Origin of the sequence: Acidobacterium sp. S8, assembly GCF_009765985.1 — a bacterium.
Classification (GTDB): Bacteria; Acidobacteriota; Terriglobia; order Terriglobales; family Acidobacteriaceae; genus Alloacidobacterium.
The window spans coordinates 40,090-56,181 of sequence record NZ_LMUM01000029.1; the positions used below are offsets into that span (position 1 = coordinate 40,090).

Annotated in this window: 11 protein-coding genes; 5 read left to right on the top strand and 6 right to left on the bottom strand. The window is 57.4% G+C overall.

Annotated elements, in window-relative coordinates; genetic code table 11:
- Positions 1-348: 348 nt before the first annotated feature.
- Positions 349-1,719 (bottom strand): CCA tRNA nucleotidyltransferase, encoded by a 1,371-nt coding sequence (locus tag GSQ86_RS13620; protein WP_158750505.1) that lies wholly within the window; start codon positions 1,717-1,719, stop codon positions 349-351.
- Positions 1,720-1,878: 159 nt separating this feature from the next.
- Here GSQ86_RS13620 and tsaD point away from each other — a divergent pair, with 159 nt between their 5' ends.
- Together tsaD and cysS are read left to right on the top strand one after the other, a co-directional pair.
- A complete protein-coding gene (gene tsaD, locus GSQ86_RS13625) occupies positions 1,879-3,027 on the top strand; it encodes a tRNA (adenosine(37)-N6)-threonylcarbamoyltransferase complex transferase subunit TsaD (protein WP_158750549.1) in 1,149 nt (382 codons plus the stop codon).
- Between the two features lie 51 nt (positions 3,028-3,078).
- Positions 3,079-4,560, top strand: a complete 1,482-nt coding sequence (cysS, locus tag GSQ86_RS13630; protein WP_158750550.1) for a cysteine--tRNA ligase — start codon at positions 3,079-3,081, stop codon at positions 4,558-4,560.
- A 59-nt stretch (positions 4,561-4,619) separates the two neighbouring features.
- On the opposite strand, the gene ftsH is transcribed toward cysS, so the two are convergent.
- Together ftsH and tilS are read right to left on the bottom strand one after the other, a co-directional pair.
- Entirely contained in the window at positions 4,620-6,539 is a 1,920-nt protein-coding gene (gene ftsH / locus GSQ86_RS13635; protein ID WP_158750506.1) for an ATP-dependent zinc metalloprotease FtsH, read from the bottom strand.
- Positions 6,540-6,707: 168 nt separating this feature from the next.
- Complete coding sequence (gene tilS / locus GSQ86_RS13640) at positions 6,708-8,126, bottom strand: tRNA lysidine(34) synthetase TilS (protein ID WP_254062371.1); 1,419 nt, start codon at positions 8,124-8,126, stop codon at positions 6,708-6,710.
- 41 nt (positions 8,127-8,167) lie between these two features.
- Here tilS and GSQ86_RS13645 point away from each other — a divergent pair, with 41 nt between their 5' ends.
- Positions 8,168-8,638: a GNAT family N-acetyltransferase gene (locus tag GSQ86_RS13645; RefSeq protein ID WP_158750507.1), complete on the top strand. Its 471-nt coding sequence runs from the start codon at positions 8,168-8,170 to the stop codon at positions 8,636-8,638.
- Positions 8,639-8,845: 207 nt separating this feature from the next.
- On the opposite strand, the gene GSQ86_RS13650 is transcribed toward GSQ86_RS13645, so the two are convergent.
- Complete coding sequence (locus tag GSQ86_RS13650) at positions 8,846-9,652, bottom strand: SDR family oxidoreductase (protein ID WP_158750508.1); 807 nt, start codon at positions 9,650-9,652, stop codon at positions 8,846-8,848.
- Positions 9,653-9,660: 8 nt separating this feature from the next.
- Positions 9,661-11,685: a M3 family metallopeptidase gene (locus GSQ86_RS13655; protein ID WP_158750509.1), complete on the bottom strand. Its 2,025-nt coding sequence runs from the start codon at positions 11,683-11,685 to the stop codon at positions 9,661-9,663.
- Positions 11,686-11,833: 148 nt separating this feature from the next.
- On the opposite strand from GSQ86_RS13655, the gene aroE reads away from it, so the two are divergent.
- Positions 11,834-13,408 carry a shikimate dehydrogenase gene (gene aroE / locus GSQ86_RS13660; protein ID WP_158750510.1) on the top strand — a complete coding sequence of 525 codons (1,575 nt, stop codon included), beginning with the start codon at positions 11,834-11,836 and terminating at the stop codon, positions 13,406-13,408.
- A 20-nt stretch (positions 13,409-13,428) separates the two neighbouring features.
- Here aroE and GSQ86_RS13665 read toward each other — a convergent pair whose 3' ends face one another.
- A complete protein-coding gene (locus GSQ86_RS13665; protein ID WP_158750511.1) occupies positions 13,429-14,988 on the bottom strand; it encodes a lipopolysaccharide assembly protein LapB in 1,560 nt (519 codons plus the stop codon).
- 64 nt (positions 14,989-15,052) lie between these two features.
- On the opposite strand from GSQ86_RS13665, the gene GSQ86_RS13670 reads away from it, so the two are divergent.
- Positions 15,053-16,063: a lipopolysaccharide assembly protein LapB gene (locus GSQ86_RS13670; protein WP_158750512.1), complete on the top strand. Its 1,011-nt coding sequence runs from the start codon at positions 15,053-15,055 to the stop codon at positions 16,061-16,063.
- Positions 16,064-16,092: the final 29 nt, after the last annotated feature.

Genomic DNA, 16,092 nt, shown 5'->3' on the forward strand with positions numbered 1-16,092 from the left:
GAACAAGGTTTTTAGGGTAGAAGCACCGGGCTTCCAGCCCGGTGAATCACCAACAAGTCTCCAAGGGGCTTTAGCCCCGGGCAATCCCCAAAAATCTTGTCAAGCCCCCGCCGCAATCTAAAATCCCTTAAATCAAACATTCCAAAGGAAAAATTAACCAAAGAAAGTTGGCAGAGTATTATGCCCAAAATTGCTATCCTGAAATAGAGGGGAAAAAAGAGGTAACCATTCGAAACCGATTACCCCGTAAGTCATTGAAAACAATAGAATCGACTTAACCCATTAAGAATGAGCGAGATAGCAGGGGATGACCCCCCGCTAAGCTATTGAAAACAATAGAAAACGGAACTAGGACCCAGGGGGGAGGGGGTAGGCCGCCCGCACCAGCGCCAGCCCTTCATCGGTACTGTGAATGTGGCCCTCAAGCTGTGCATCCTCGGCAGCGGCCAGCATCTCCTTAAACCGGGGCCCGGGCTTATAGCCGGCAGCGATCAGGTCCGCCCCCGTCACCAGTAGTTGCGGCTTCACCTGCTCTTCCGGCATCGTCTCAAAGCGTTCTTTGGCGAATTCATAAAGCGAAAGATCGCCGTGGCTGGAGAGGCAATCGATCCGGTGCAGCGCCAGGTGCTCAGCAAAACGCGACAGCCGGAAAAAGCGCTTCAACGTCGATTCCTTCATCCGCATCACGTCACCGAAGCGCATGTGATTCTCGACCAGCAACGCAATCTGCTCCGTCTCCTCGGTTGAAAACCGCAGCCGTCGGCAGATGCTCTCGGCAATCCGCACGCCCACTTCCACGTGGCCGTTAAACCGAATCCGGTCCGGAGCGCGCTCGAAGGTCGCAGGCTTGCCCACATCGTGCAGCAGCGCGCCCCAGGCCAGCGTTGGCGATACGCCTTCCGGCAGCTTTTCCAGCAGCAGCAGCGTATGCACCCACACGTCGCCTTCGGGATGATACTCCGGCGGCTGTTCCACCCCATGCAACCGGTCAATCTCCGGCAAAACCTGCTTTAAGAGATTCGTCTCGTCCAGCAGCTCAAACGCGCGCCGCGCATGACCTTCCGTCAGCATGCGAGTCAGTTCCTCACGAATCCGCTCGCAGCTCACCATGCCAACTTCCGCAGCATGACTACGAATCGCAGCCAGCGTTTTGGCTTCGATCGCAAACCCGAAGCGCGCCGCGAAGCGAACCGCCCGCAGCATGCGCAGTTTGTCTTCGGCAAAACGCTTCTCCGCATCGCCAATCGCTCGAACCACACCAGCCGCAAGATCGTCACGCCCATCCACGAAGTCAAGCACAGACTGCGCCACATCGCCCGTCTCATTGAGCACCAGTAGATCGAGCAGCATGCCGTTGATGGTGAAGTCACGCCGCAGCACATCTTCCTGCGGACTGTCGGAGAAGCGCACCTCATCCGGTCTCCGGCCATCCGAGTAAGCCCCATCGGACCGGAACGTAGCCACCTCGGTGACAATCTCTGCACCGTCCATCTCATCGGCAACCAGCACCACGCCGAAGTGCGCGCCAACCGCAAACGTCCGTGGAAACAGGTCCAGCACCACCTGCGGACGCGCATTCGTCGCCACATCAAAGTCCTTCGGTTTACGGCCCAGCAGCATGTCGCGCACGCAGCCGCCCGCGAAGTACGCGTCATAACCTTCCGCCCGCAACCGCTGGACAATCCTCTCCGCCGCGACTTGTGCCTTGCTCTTCGTCATACGATCAACATTGTCATCCCGACCGAAGCGCGGAGCGGAGGGACCGGCAGTTATTCGGTCCTGAAACCATCTCGTCCAAATCCCCACACGTCTTGGGTGCCCCATCCTTTCGCGCACTTTGCGAAAGGATGGGATCTCACACTCCACTATCATAGAGACATGGCATCCGGCCTCATCCTCGGCATCGAAAGCTCCTGCGACGAAACCGCAGCCGCAGTCGTGCGCCGCGGAGCCGAGACCCTGTCGAACGTCGTCGCCTCACAGATCGCCACGCACGCCCCTTACGGCGGAGTCGTCCCCGAGCTGGCCTCGCGCGAGCACCTGCGCAACATCGTCCCCGTCGTCCGCACTGCCCTTGCCGAAGCAGGCATCCCCCTCAACGACCTCGACGCCGTCGCCGTCACCGAAGGTCCCGGATTGGCCGGAGCGCTGATGGTCGGCATCACCTACGCCAAGTCGCTCGCCTACGCCCTGGACAAGCCGCTCATCGCCGTCAACCACCTCGAAGGCCACATCCACGCCGTCTTGCTGGAACAGGCCGAGCTCGCCGAAGAACCTATGCCCTTACCAGCGTTGGCATTAGTCGTCTCTGGCGGACACACGCACCTCTACCTCGCCAGGCGCAACGGCGAATCATGGCGCTACCGCAACGTTGGCCGCACCCTCGACGACGCCGCCGGCGAAGCCTTCGACAAGGTAGCCAAACTCCTCGGGCTCGGCTATCCCGGAGGTCCATGGATCGACGCCCTCGCCCCGCACGGCAACCCGAAAGCTGTCCCGTTCTCCTTCGCCCAGATCAAGCCCAAACCTTACCGCAAAGACCCGCATCGCGACGATCCAGCAAGCCAGTTCCTCTTCTCCTTCAGCGGGATCAAGACAGCCGTCCTGCGCTACGTGCAGACACACGATCTCGCAGCCTCCATAGAAGCCCGCCGCAAAGCGTTGGCCGAGATACCTAACCCGAAGCCATCCGACGCGCTCCCGCTCTGCGACGAAGAGACCCTCAATCTCATCGCATCCTTCCAGCGTGCCGTCGTGGACGATCTGCGTCGCAAGACCTTCCAGGCCGCCGAAGCCTTCGACTCAGCCAGCGTGCTCGTCTCCGGCGGAGTCGCCGCCAACCGCGAACTGCGCGTGCGCTTCACCGCCGAAGCCGCCGAGCGCGGCTTGCCCATCGCCTTTCCCTCGTTGGCGCTCTCGACCGACAACGCCGCCATGGTTGCGGCAGCCGCATGGCCAAAGCTCCTTGAAGGCGAGACCGCTCCCGCCGAGCTTTCCGCCGAACCGTCGCTTACGCTTGGCCGCTGAGTGCAACTGGTAGAATCACAGGTGAACCTGAAGCTGCCGCATACCGCACGAATGACCATTCGCCTCTACAACACCCTCTCAAACGCCATCGAAGAGCTTCAGCCATCCGACGGCGAAGCGCTGCGCATCTACGCCTGCGGCCCCACGGTCTACGACTACGGCCACATCGGGAACTTTCGCACTTTTCTGCACGTCGACCTGCTGCGTCGCACGCTTGAGCTCTTTGGCACGAAGGTGAAGCACGTCATGAACATCACCGACGTGGACGACAAGATCATCCGCAACGCTGCCGCCGCCAACATCCCCATCGGCGAGTACACGCCACGCTTCGAGAAGGCCTTCTTCGAGGACCTCGACGCGCTCTCCGTCGAGCACCCGGAAGTCATCGCCCGTGCCACAGAGCACATCGACGAGATGGTCAAGCTCATCCAGTGCCTTGCCGAGCAGGACCTCGCCTACAAGACCGAGGACGGTTCCTGGTATTTCCGCATTGCCGGCTTCCCAGCCTACGGCAAGCTATCCAAGAAGGACTTCAGCGGCATCACCGACGGTGCCCGTGTCGACGTCGACGAGTACGACAAGGACTCCGCCCGCGACTTTGCCCTCTGGAAGGCCCCAAAGCCCGGCGAGTACCACTGGCAAACACCGCTCGGCCCGGGTCGACCCGGCTGGCATATCGAATGCTCCGCCATGGCCATGGAATACCTCGGCGACAACTTCGACCTGCACGCCGGTGGCGAAGACCTGATGTTCCCGCACCACGAAAACGAGATCGCACAGTCAGAATCGGCAACGCACAAGCCCTTTGCCCGGCACTGGTTCCACGTCCGCTTCCTTCTCGTCGAAGGCCGCAAGATGTCGAAATCCGAGGGCAACTTCTATACCCTTCGCGACCTGCTACTTAAGGGTTACAAAGCCTCGGCTATCCGCTTCCTGCTTACCTCGGTTCCCTACCGCCAGCAGCTCAACTTCACTTTTGAGGGACTGGGCGCGGAAACCGGTGCCGTAGAACGGTTGCGCACCTTTTATCAGCGGCTGAAGAACACCCAGTGGCCTGAGAACTGCAATGCCACCGCTATTCAGGAGGCCGCTTCAACCGCCAAAGGAAAATTTCTGGCAGCGCTGGCAAATGACCTGAACACAGCCGAGGCCCGCGCCGCGATCTTCGATCTGGTTCGCACGGTCAATGCCGCTGCCGATGCAGGCTCTCTTTGCCGATCGAGTGTCGCAGCCGTTCTCGATACACTTGCCGACTTCGACAGGATTTTTACTGTCCTCGAAGACAACGACTCGCATTGGACGCGCTTTGCCCTCGAATGGGCGGAGAAAGAAGGCCGTCTTGACGAAGCATCTCCGGAAGTACGTGCCCAGATCTCTCTCAGCGATTCGCAGATTGACGCTCTGATCGAGGAGCGAAATCAGGCGCGTCGCACCCGCAACTTCGCCCGCGCGGATGCTATCCGCAAAGAGCTATTGGAAAAAGGCATCCTGCTGGAAGATTCAAAAGAGGGCGTTCGCTGGAAGAGAAAATAGCAGAAGACAATAAAAAGGCAGCCGCTCGGCTGCCTTTTTTATTTTGAGCTGAGATAAATTTATGCAGGTGACGGGCTGCCTTCTGGCAGTCCACCTCCACGATTCGGCTCTGGCTTCAGAACCTGCTGCACATCGCCCGTCGCAGGAGTACCGCCGCCGCCATTCGTCTTCAGCGGAGGAAGCTCCTTGTCTTCGATAATCGCGCGAATGTCGCTCGCATCGATCGTCTCGCGTTCCAGCAGAGCATTGGCCATGCGATGCATGATGTCTTGGTTGCTATTCAGCGTTTCGTAGGCAGCCTTATAAGCCTCATCCACAAAGTTGCGGACTTCGCTGTCGATCTGCCGCGCCGTCTCTTCCGAGAAATCCCGATGCTGTGCAATCTCACGGCCGAGGAAGATCTGCTCTTCTTTTTTGCCAAAAGTCAGCGGACCAAGGCGGCTCATGCCATACTCGCAAACCATCTTGCGGGCAAGGTCTGAGGCGCGCTCGATGTCGTTGCCTGCGCCGGTTGTCATCTGCTTGAGGAAAATCTCCTCCGCAATACGACCGCCCATCAGAATGGCAAGCTGCGTCTCGAGGTAATCCTTGGTGACGGTGTGCTTGTCATCTTCCGGCAACTGCATCGTCACGCCAAGCGCCATGCCACGGGGAATGATCGTGACCTTGTGCAGCGGGTCGGCATGAGCGCGCAGGGCTGCAATCACAGCATGTCCCGCTTCGTGATATGCCGTCACGCGCTTCTCTTCATCGGTCAACAGCATCGACTTACGCTCAGCGCCCATCAGGACCTTGTCCTTGGCCTGCTCGAAATCAAACATGACGACAGCCTTGCGATTCGCGCGTGCCGCGTTCAGCGCAGCTTCGTTGACCATGTTGGCCAGATCGGCGCCGCTGAATCCCGGTGTGCCGCGAGCCATCACTCGCAGATCGACATCCTCGGAAAGAGGAACCTTCTTGGCATGTACACGAAGCACTTCCTCGCGTCCGCGCACATCCGGACGGCCCACCACCACGCGGCGATCGAAGCGTCCCGGACGAAGCAGCGCGGGATCGAGCACATCGGGCCGGTTCGTTGCAGCGACCAGAATCACGCCGTCATTCGACTCGAAGCCATCCATCTCAACCAGCAACTGGTTCAGCGTTTGCTCGCGCTCGTCGTGTCCACCGCCGAGGCCAGCGCCACGGTGACGGCCAACTGCATCGATTTCGTCGATAAAGATGATGCAGGGCGCATTCTTCTTGCCCTGTTCAAAGAGATCGCGAACACGGCTAGCGCCAACACCGACAAACATTTCTACGAAGTCGGAACCGGAGATGGAGAAGAACGGAACATTCGCCTCGCCGGCAACGGCACGCGCCAGCAAAGTCTTGCCGGTTCCTGGAGGTCCAACCAGCAGCACGCCCTTGGGAATGCGTCCGCCGAGCTTTTGGAACTTCTGCGCCTCGCGCAGAAACTCGATAATCTCCTTCAGCTCTTCCTTGGCCTCGTCAACACCAGCCACGTCCTTGAAGGTGATCTTCTTCTGCTGCATTGAGAGCAACCGAGCGCGGCTCTTGCCGAACGACAAAGCCTTGTTTCCGCCGCTCTGCATCTGCCGCAGCATAAAGAACCACAGCGCGCCAATAATAATGACCGGCGAGAACTGGATGAGAATGCTCAGCCAAGCGCTTCCCTGCTGGTCCTTCACTGTTACCGATACCTTATTGTCAGACAGCACATCATAGAGGTGGGGATAGTTGGCAGGAACGGTAACGTGGAATTGCCCCTTGTCATTCTTGAAGTGGCCATGCACTTCGCCGCTGCTGAGCACGGTCACGTCGTTGATCTGCCCTTGCTGCGTGTCCTGCAGAAATTGCGAGAAGGCGATCTCCTGGTCCTTGCCGCTGCTTGTGCTCTTCTCGAACACCTGCCAGAGCAGCACCAGGCATGCGAATACAAATACCCAGAAAATGATCGTCTTGACCGTCGAATTCACGAATTAACCCTCGATTCTCTCAAGCGCCCCATATAAAAAATAAGATTGGCGCTCACAATCCAGCGCGAAAAACGCTGCTTACGCTTACTTCCTGCTGCATTAGACGCCGCTTTCATCCGGAAAGTGCCAGCTAAATCGTTTCCAGTTTTGCGTCTAGTTACGCATTCTTTATTCTACTCCCGGAACCTCATCGGAAGAAATTTCTTGTCCGCCAGCAGGCGGCATCTTTTCCGCCAAAATTTTCAGCCCTGCAGCGGAGGCGGCGGGACTTTCGATTTCAGCTCCCTGCATCCACACAATTTCACCCTGCCACTCCAAAACCGGCCAGCTCTTCCGCTCTCTTGGAGCGATTTGCATCCGCTCCAGAACTTCTTTGATCCTTTTTGGCGCAGCCGTGTAACATAACCGGACACGATCCCCTGCCTTAGGAAACCTCAAGATGGCTGATGGCAAAGCCGCCGCCGCGATGTTCGCCTCGGTAGTCATTCTTAACCCAAAACCATCCGCTTCCACTCTGCCCGGAACAGGCACCCTCAACTCAGTCGCTTGCGCGAACTCCGCATTCCTTTCGCGAAGAATACGCAACTCGCGTGGCGTCCGTTCCACCTTGACTTCCGCAGTCAGCGTCTCCCGTCTTCCCGCCTTGCCCTCGCACATTGCCATCAGAAGCTCGGTTTGTTCAAAATTCAGAACGCAGCCAGTTTGCTCCGCCGCAGCTCGCAATATCCGCCGCCGCAGCGCCGGATGCAGAGTCCGCAGCCTTTCGACTTCTATGCCGACCGAAGCCTCCTCAGGATGGGTCGAGGAAGCGCGTCCACCGCCACGTACCGACCGCCCCGGTAGCAAAAGCGAGGGCAGAATCCGGGCAAGCTCCATCTGCCAGTACGCGTCTTCGTCCCGTGCGATATCAGCGAGATGGCCGAGCTGAGACGTTATCCGAGGGTTATATTTAGCCAGAATGGGCAGCAATTCATGCCGAATCCGATTCCGGTTGTAGGCCGTGTCTCGATTCGTCGCATCTTCGCGCCATGGCTGCTTCAACGCCTGCAAATATTCTTCAATCTGCCCCCGCCGGGTCTCCAGCAAAGGGCGCAGAATCTCGCCGCCGGGCCGCTCTACTATAGGGAAAATGCCCGCCAACCCTTCGGTCCAGGTGCCACGCAGCATCTTTTGCAGTACCGTCTCCGCCTGATCGTCTAACGTATGGGCGGTCGCAACGGCATCCAGCTCACGCGCCGCCAGCAGGCTTTCAAACCACGCATAGCGCAGCTTTCGCGCTGCCTCTTCCATGGTCTCCGCTTCTTGTTCGGCGCGAGCGGGAGTATCCACATCGCGACGCAAGAAGCGCAGGCCAAGCTCACCGGCAAGTGCGGCAACAAAGGCTGCATCACCATCAGCCTCTTCCCCGCGGATCCCATGGTGCACATGCAGAACCGTCAGCACCAGCCCCAGTTCCTGCCTTCGCACGTACAGACTTTTCAGTAATGCCACGGAGTCAGCTCCCCCGGAAACCGCCACGCCCAGGCGCATTCCGGGCCGAAAAAGCCTGGTCATCAGCGGCAGCGAATTCTGTTTCGACGAAGGCATATGTCCCGAGACTCATCCTATCGTCTTATACTGGCTCACGTATGCTTGAGACGCGCACCGCCACCGCCACCGACGCCGCCATCATCACCCACCATCGTCATCGCATGTTTGTGGATGCCGGACGCCGCGACAATCAGGTGCTCCAGGTCATGTCTCAGCATTTCGAACCCTGGCTCGTGCGCATGATCAATGAAGGGAAATATCTGGGCTGGCTGACGGAGGACGAAGGCAAAGTGGTTGCGGGCGCCGGATTGATGCTTCTCGACTGGCCTCCCCATCCGCTCGATCCGCTCTCCACTCAGCGCGGCTATCTGCTGAATGTCTATGTCGAGCCGGAGTACCGCCGCCGGAAACTGGCCAGTCATCTTATCGAATACGCTCTATCCGAGGCACGCCGTCGCAAAATTCGCGTTGTCGCCCTGCACTCGACTGATGAAGGAAGACCGCTGTATGAGAGCACCGGCTTCCGTCAGACGAATGAGATGTTCTACGTCGAGCCGATCGAAGCTTGAGTCGAATCTTGCGACACCCTCACAGCCATTAAGAAACCGTCATTCGGCCCTTGGGCAGACCGACGCGCGCACGATATGCCAGTCAGAGGCTCGCGCAGCCATCAACAAGCCGTCATTCTGAGCCGCAGGCGAAGAATCCAGAGAATCTTTCGCTCCCCAAATGCAGCCGGCGAATTTCTCAACTTAACTTCACTCACCTCTACAGTTTTACTTCTTCGGACGGAACATTCTTGCCGCAGCACCTGAGACCATCCGGCGCGGCATGAATCGCTGCATAAAAACCATGACCTTTCCGGCTCCATATGGAATCACCCACGGCTTCCCTGCAAGCAATCCTTCAAGGCCCAAGCGGGCTACATCTTCCGCCGATTGGCGCCCACGTCCGAACTGGCTGCGAGTCCCGGCTACCTCGTGAAATTCAGATTCCGTGGGACCAGGACACAAGGCGCTCACCTTGACGCCATAATCTGCAACTTCATGCGCCAGGGCCTCGGCCAGAAAGCGGTCGAAGACTTTGGTGGCCGCGTAGGTCGCCATGTAGGCTACGGGCTGATATGCGGCAGTAGATGCCACGATCATCACGTATCCGCGCCGCCGTTCGATCATTTTGGGCAGAAAAAGCCGCGTCAAGTGCACAACCGCCGAGCAGTTCAAATCCACCATCTGACGCTGCCAGGCCGCATCACCCTCGGCAAATTCGCCGTAATACCCAAATCCGGCATTGTTGATGAGGATGTCGATCGCCAGCCCGGCTTCTTCTGTAGCAGCCAGGAGCTGCTGAGGAGCATCGGGAAGCGCGAGATCCACTGCAATGGTGCGCGCTTCGATTTTGTATGCGCTTTTCAGGCGTGTTGCCAACGCTTCCAGCCGGTCAGCGCGACGCGCCGTCAGGACAAGATTTGTACCTGCGGCAGCGAGCTGTTCGGCCAGCGCCGTACCGATTCCGGCGCTGGCTCCGGTTACTAGAGCCCATTTGCCTTTAGCAGCGGCGCTAAGAACTTTGGAAACCTGCATGCAGCCTCCTACGCCGTTACCGCGGTGGGCTGCTCAAACTCTTCGCCAATCCAGCGCACGAAGGCTTCCAGGCTCTGTTCACGCCCGAGGAATTGCTGAACGATCGCTTTGCCGGGAACCGATCCGCCCGGTTCGAGCACCGTTTGACGGTAGCGCATGGCAATCGGGTCTTCGAGCAGGCTGCTGCGATTGAATTGGTTAAAGAAATCGAGCGCAATCACCTTGTCGTAGAGGTACGTGTAGTAATTCGATGAGTACCCGACGAGGTGCGTAAAGCTGGCATACATGCGGTTGCCGTCGATCCACGTATAAGGCAGGAACGTCGTGTAGTCGGCCTGCATTAAAACGGCAAGATTCATCTTTTCCGGGTCTTCGTAGTGCGTATCCAGCGAATAACTGGTGTAGAAGAGCTGCGTTCGCACCCAGTCGGCACGGCCAAAGGCTCCGGCGCTGTTCATTTTTTCCACGAGCTCGGCGGGAATCGGTTTCCCTGTCTGATAGTGCCTGGCGAAGCTGGCCAGAAGATTCGCATCGCGGAAAAACTCCTCCAGCATCTGCGATGGTACTTCGACGAAATCTCCCTCCGTGGCAATACCGCTCACGCCAGCCCACTTCTGCTGTCCGCCGAGGATCGCGTGCATGAGATGTCCAAACTCATGGAAAAAGGTAACGACATCGGAATACTGCATTAGGCCGGGGCTATCATCCTTTGGCTCAGGGAAATTGCAGATCAGCGCTGCCTCCGGCACCTGCTTTCCGGCGATACCAGGAATTAACGGGTGGGCGCTGAACCACTTATCCTTGCCCTCGCGCGGGTGCATATCAAGGTAGAAGCGTCCAATGCGCTCACCGGAACCCGTATTCAGCCCGTTGTAAACGTCCCAGGCGCCGACCGATGGATGCCACACATCGGGATTTTCTACCGGCTGAAATGTGACCTGAAAGAGCTTCTCAGCAGTCTCTAAAACACCTTTTTCGATCGGTTTATAGGGAAAATACGGCCGTACTGACTGCGAATCGAAGGCATATGCCGTTCGGCGATACTGTTCATACCAGTACGCCCTGCTGTCGGCGTCGATGGAGACCATAGTCGGCTTTTCACGCCGCGCAAATTCAAGAACAGTCGCATATTCGCGCTGCGCTCCATCCTTCGTCGCCCTGTCCAACTCCGCCAGAAACGCCTTGAGATTGGTCGCCGAACCCATCATCTGGTCGGCCATTGCCAGATCAGCCCAGGTTGGAAAACCGAGAATGTTTGCGATTTCGCGGCGGATCTTCAGCAGATCAAGCAATACCCCTTCATTGGCTGGGAAGGCTCGCGTGTTGTAAGCGAGGAACATGCGCAGTCGCAACTGGGCATTTTTGGCGAAAGTCATTACCGGCATGTAATCCGGATAGTCGGTGGTCAACGTAATCTGACCATGCTCATCGGGTGCATGAGCGCTGATGAAGTCCTGCGGAAGCCCTTCCAAGTCCTTCACATTCTCAATCGTTACGCGGTTCACATGTTCCTGAACGTTGCGGCCAAATGTGAGCGAAAGCAAGGTCGCTTTATCCTGTAACTCCCTGATTTTTTGGCGTATCGCGTCGTCTTTGTCGACGCCGGCAAGACGATATTGCAGGAGCGTCCTCTCCACATAATGCCGGGTAGCCTCATCGGCCTGAGTCAGATCCATGGCCGATAGCGCGCTATAAACGCCTTGATTGAGGGCAAGCAATGTGCCGGCCTCGGCGATTTTCTGGGTCAGGGCCTGCGCCTTGTCGCGAATCTTTTTTTCGGGATGAACACTATCGAGCAGTCCGGCCTGCGAGCCGGCAGCGCCCAGCTCAGCGATGGCCTCGTCATAGTAGTAAAGAGTGTTCTCAAGGGTTCGTTGGCCCGGGGCACTTAACAACTGTTCGATTGCCTTTTCGTGGCGTTCCAGCGCGGAATTTACCCATTTTTCCAGGCTGGATTCATCCACAGAGCCTTGGCCTGCCGGGTTCCACGGATGACTGATTTGCGAGACGGGTACAGCGACAGAATTTGCCACGAATTCACTCCCATAAAATTCTTTTAAGAATGCTAGATAAGAGTAGCCGATTTCAATCTAGGTGATAGTCTGATAGCCGTTGTCTCATATTTTCGGCTGTAAACTTGCATCCTCAAAAACTACTCGGTAAGATGCCGCAATTGCGCTCATGAATCACGTCGCTCAAGTTCTGTCGCCCCAATATCTCCGCTCCCGTATCGGCAAAGTTTGTGTAGCCATCATCGGGTCGACTCCTGCGGAAATGATCGAACGGGCGGAACTAGCCATCCGCGAGAATCCGTTTGTCGAATTTCGCCTCGATTACCTGGAAAAGCCATTAGCGGCGCTGCCGAAGCTTAAGACTTTTCTCGCTGAACGCAGCGAGGTAACCGCCGTCGCCACCTGCCGTCGCGTGGCTGGGGGAGGCAAATTCAAGGGCAAAATCGCCGATGAGTTGGAGATTTTGCAGAAGGCGGCTTCGTCCGGCTTCCACATGGTCGACATTGAATTACAGACCGCCGAGGCTATCAAGGCTGCTGGCGTGGAAAAGCTGCGCGCGCGGGGCGCGGCTCTCATCATTTCTTACCACGATTTTGTAGCCACCAAGGATCTGGACGGCATCTTCGAGCGAATCCGGCCCTATGAGCCTGAGTTCATCAAGATTGTTTCCACCGCCAGGAATCTGGTCGACAACGTCACCATGATGCACTTTCTCGAGCGCACCCGGGACATGGCTAATCTGATCGGCATCTGCATGGGCGATCAGGGCATCATCAGCCGCGTCCTGGCCATTCGCGCTGGCAGTGTTTTTACCTTTGCCGCCGCCACGCCCGGCGAAGAGACCGGGCCAGGCCAGATTGCGGCGCGGACGCTGCACGAAACGTACCGTATCGATCAGCTCGATGTTTCGACAAAGGTCTACGGCGTAGCCGGAAATCCGGTCCGCTATTCGCTCTCACCCCTGATGCTGAACACCGCCTTCCGGCGCGAAACCGTGAATGCCGTTTTTCTGGCCCTGCAAACGAATAAGATCAACGACCTGCTGACTCTCGTGCGCGAAGTGCCTGTTCATGGGCTGGCAGTGACGATGCCGCTCAAGGAAGAGATCCTCAAGCATTTAGAGAAAACCGACCCAATCTCGGAAAAGATCGGGGCCTGCAACACCGTTGTTCGCGCGCAGGATGGCAAGCTGTACGGCTTCAATACGGATGTCGCGGCGGTAGTACGCCCGCTGGAGCGGCGCCTGCACTTGAAAGGCGCCAAAATTCTTGTACTTGGAGCGGGTGGAGCGGCGAGGGCTGCCGTTTTCGGCCTGAAAGAAAAGGGCGCCGAGGTCTTCATTCTCAATCGCACGACGGAAGATGGCCAGAAGCTCGCGCGACAAGCCAAAGCCAAGACCTTCAAACGTGAGCAACTGGCGAAATCGCAATTCGATGTCATCCTGAATGCGACGCCCGTAGGTATGCACGGCGTTAAGCCGAACCATATTCTCGAGCCGAAAGAGATCAACGCACGCCTGGTCTTCGAGATGGTCTATAACCCCATCGATACGCCACTGGTGCGTATGGCCCGCGAAAAAAATATCCCGGTGATTACCGGCGTTGAGATGTTCGTCCATCAAGGCGCACGCCAATTCGAAATCTGGACCGGCAAACCTGCGCCGGAAGAAGAAATGCTGCGCGTGGTGGTGCATGCGCTCCGTCACCAGGCGGAAGCTGCGGCAGTCGAAAACAAGAAAAAATGATAACGGCTTTTTTTTTACTTCTAGTGCGGACTTTGCGTCGCATCCTGCGGGCGAATTTCAATCGTGCGCATCAACTCCACAGACAATTCCTGCTGCTTATCTTTGAGAGCATTAAAACGCTTCTGCTGCTCTTCGCGCCGCGGATCTCCTGTACGTGCATATAGTTGCAGCAAACCAAAGTTAGCCGCCGAATTGTCCGGGTTTAAGGTAAGAGCTTGCGACAAGTGCTTTTCTGCGTTGGGATAATCCTTGATTTGAAGGTAGAGCAGGCCCAGTTCCGCTAACGTTTCAGGGCGGTTCGGTTCGAGTGTAAGTGATTGTGTAAGTTGGGTTTTGGCCTCGTCGATCTCGCCGTTGTGGCGCGCGATCCGGCCCAGATAGTAATGAGCGGTGGCTGCTGTTTCGTTGCTATTTGTGGCATTTTTCAGCCATTTTGAAGCCGTTTCGAAGTCATTTGCGCGGAAGTACGCTTCCCCTAATGCGAGAACTCCGGCTGCATCCTCCGGCCGCAAAGCATGGTATTTGGTCAGATATGGCAGCGCGTCGGCTGGACCGCGATCGAAGCCGGTGACAATCCCCATCGCATAGTTATAGGAGGCGTTCTCGGGCTCCAGGTGAACGGCTTCGTTCAACGCCTTGCGCGACTCGTCGAGCAGCGACATCTTCAGGCAGATCACTCCGAAGCGGTAGGCATAAGTCGCATCCTTTGGAGCCAGATCGCGAGCATGGGCCAGGTAGCCGAGAGCGCCCTTGAGATCGTTGCGGTCTCCGGCGATACGGGCCAGATCGGAAAGAGTTACAGCGGAGCTGTCGTCGGCGGCAAATGCACGTTCCAGTGCCGCCTGCGCCTCGGGCAGCTTGCCCTGCGCCGCCTGTGCCAGACCAAGCATATGCAGGCCGGTGACTGAAAGAGGCTTGCGGGATGCCACCGCTTTCAGCAGGGATTCGAGCAGGTCAGCGTTGTGGCCGGATCGGAATGCAGGGACCAATTCCAGTACGTCCGCCTCCGTCATGTCAGGCTGAGCCACTAACGCGGTGGCATCGCGGCTGGCTTCGGCAGTATGCCCCAGGGCGGCTTCATCCCCACACGCAACCACCAGCATATTCAAGGCTTGCTTATCCTCCGCGCTGAGCTTTTTGACATGCTCCAAAGAACGGGTATAGTTGCCCGTGCGCATAAGCAGAATTGCGACGTAGTAATTCGCCTCTGGGTCGGCAGGCGACATCGAGAGGACCTTTTCGTAAATGCGCAGCGCCTTTGCTTCGGAGGCGGGATCATGCGGGCCTGTCTGCATATACAGCCGACTTAGGTTCAGGTAAGCGCTGGTGAGACCCGGGCTGTGCCGGATCGCCGCAGAGAAATCCTTCTCGGCTTCGTCCTTTTTTCCCTGCTGAATGGCGATGACGCCCTTGAGGTTTTCAATCCCGCCATTTGCCGGATAGGCTTTCTCTGCTTCAGTGATGAGCGACTGTGCTTCTGAGAGATTCCCAGACTGAATCTGGTTTTGAATAGCCAGCAGTGTGCGCTCATAGTTGTTGGTCGTCGTTTGCGCCGTCGCAACAGTGGTCAGAAGCGCCATCACGCCGATCCATCTGCACATTCCTGTTCGCGCACACATCTGGCGCTTTACACTAGGGATCAGCATGTTTCGTTCAGGCAAGTTACCATCTTACTGGCTTCTTGCTGCACTCCTCTTTGCTCAGATTCTCGCATCTGCGTCGGGTCAGGTGCGCACCGATCCACCGTCCCCGGCTTCACCATCGATCGAATCGCTGTCGCTTTCATCGGAAGAAGCCCGCCAGTTGGATCAGGCGGTAAAATTGCGCGATTATCCTCGCGCGGAGAAGCTGCTTCTTTCAGAGATCGACAAGGATCCACATTCCCCGCGCTCGGCGCAACTGCTGGCCTATATCGGCAGCATCTATTTCCTCGACCAGGACTTCCTCAACGCTGCTGTTGCCTGGAAAAAGTCTCAAGTCATTGCGCCCCTAAATCCCTCACTCCGGTTTTCGCTTGCCATGGCATATATCCGCATCGGGCATCCGGATTGGGGGCGATCGGAACTCAAGTCGCTGGCAATGGAGCATCCTGCCGACGCCCTATACCCATACTGGCTGGGGCGCCTGGATTACGACGCGCAAAACTATGATGGGGCGATTCACTATTTTCAGCAGGCTCTCGTACTTGATCCGGCGATGGCGCGGGCCTATGACAATCTTGGCCTCTGCTACGCGTACAAGAACGACAGCACGCACGCAATCGAGAATTATCAAAAGGCAATTGAGGCCGACAGGAAATCGCCGAATCCATCGCCGTGGCCTCATCTGAATCTCGCCCTCTCTCTTCAGCTTTTGAATCGGATGGATGAAGCTGAAACTCAATTCCGTGAAGCCATTCGGCTCGATCCGAAACTGGCACCAGCGCACTTCCGGCTGGGCAATCTGCTGGAGGACCGTGGCCGAAGCGATGCCGCCATCCCAGAATTGAAGGAAGCAGCCCACCTCGATTCGAGCTACGCCGAGCCGCATTTCTCACTGGCGAGGATTTACCGAAAAGCTGGTCAGACATCGGCTGCCGATGAGGAGGTGCAGATCTACCTGAGCCTTCATTCCGACTCTGGCTCGCCCGCACCTCAATCATCCAAACCTAAATAATTCACCCGGCGCGCCGTATAGCACGCCCG

What these genes read in the sequence shown, in the direction of transcription:
- cysS (WP_158750550.1), top strand. Translation starts at nt 3,079, where the DNA reads ATGACCATTCGCCTCTACAACACCCTCTCAAACGCCATCGAAGAGCTT.
- GSQ86_RS13645 (WP_158750507.1), top strand. Translation starts at nt 8,168, where the DNA reads ATGCTTGAGACGCGCACCGCCACCGCCACCGACGCCGCCATCATCACC.
- GSQ86_RS13650 (WP_158750508.1), bottom strand. Translation starts at nt 9,652, where the DNA reads ATGCAGGTTTCCAAAGTTCTTAGCGCCGCTGCTAAAGGCAAATGGGCT.
- GSQ86_RS13620 (WP_158750505.1), bottom strand. Translation starts at nt 1,719, where the DNA reads ATGACGAAGAGCAAGGCACAAGTCGCGGCGGAGAGGATTGTCCAGCGG.
- tsaD (WP_158750549.1), top strand. Translation starts at nt 1,879, where the DNA reads ATGGCATCCGGCCTCATCCTCGGCATCGAAAGCTCCTGCGACGAAACC.
- GSQ86_RS13670 (WP_158750512.1), top strand. Translation starts at nt 15,053, where the DNA reads ATGTTTCGTTCAGGCAAGTTACCATCTTACTGGCTTCTTGCTGCACTC.
- aroE (WP_158750510.1), top strand. Translation starts at nt 11,834, where the DNA reads ATGAATCACGTCGCTCAAGTTCTGTCGCCCCAATATCTCCGCTCCCGT.
- tilS (WP_254062371.1), bottom strand. Translation starts at nt 8,126, where the DNA reads ATGCCTTCGTCGAAACAGAATTCGCTGCCGCTGATGACCAGGCTTTTT.
- GSQ86_RS13665 (WP_158750511.1), bottom strand. Translation starts at nt 14,988, where the DNA reads ATGGCGCTTCTGACCACTGTTGCGACGGCGCAAACGACGACCAACAAC.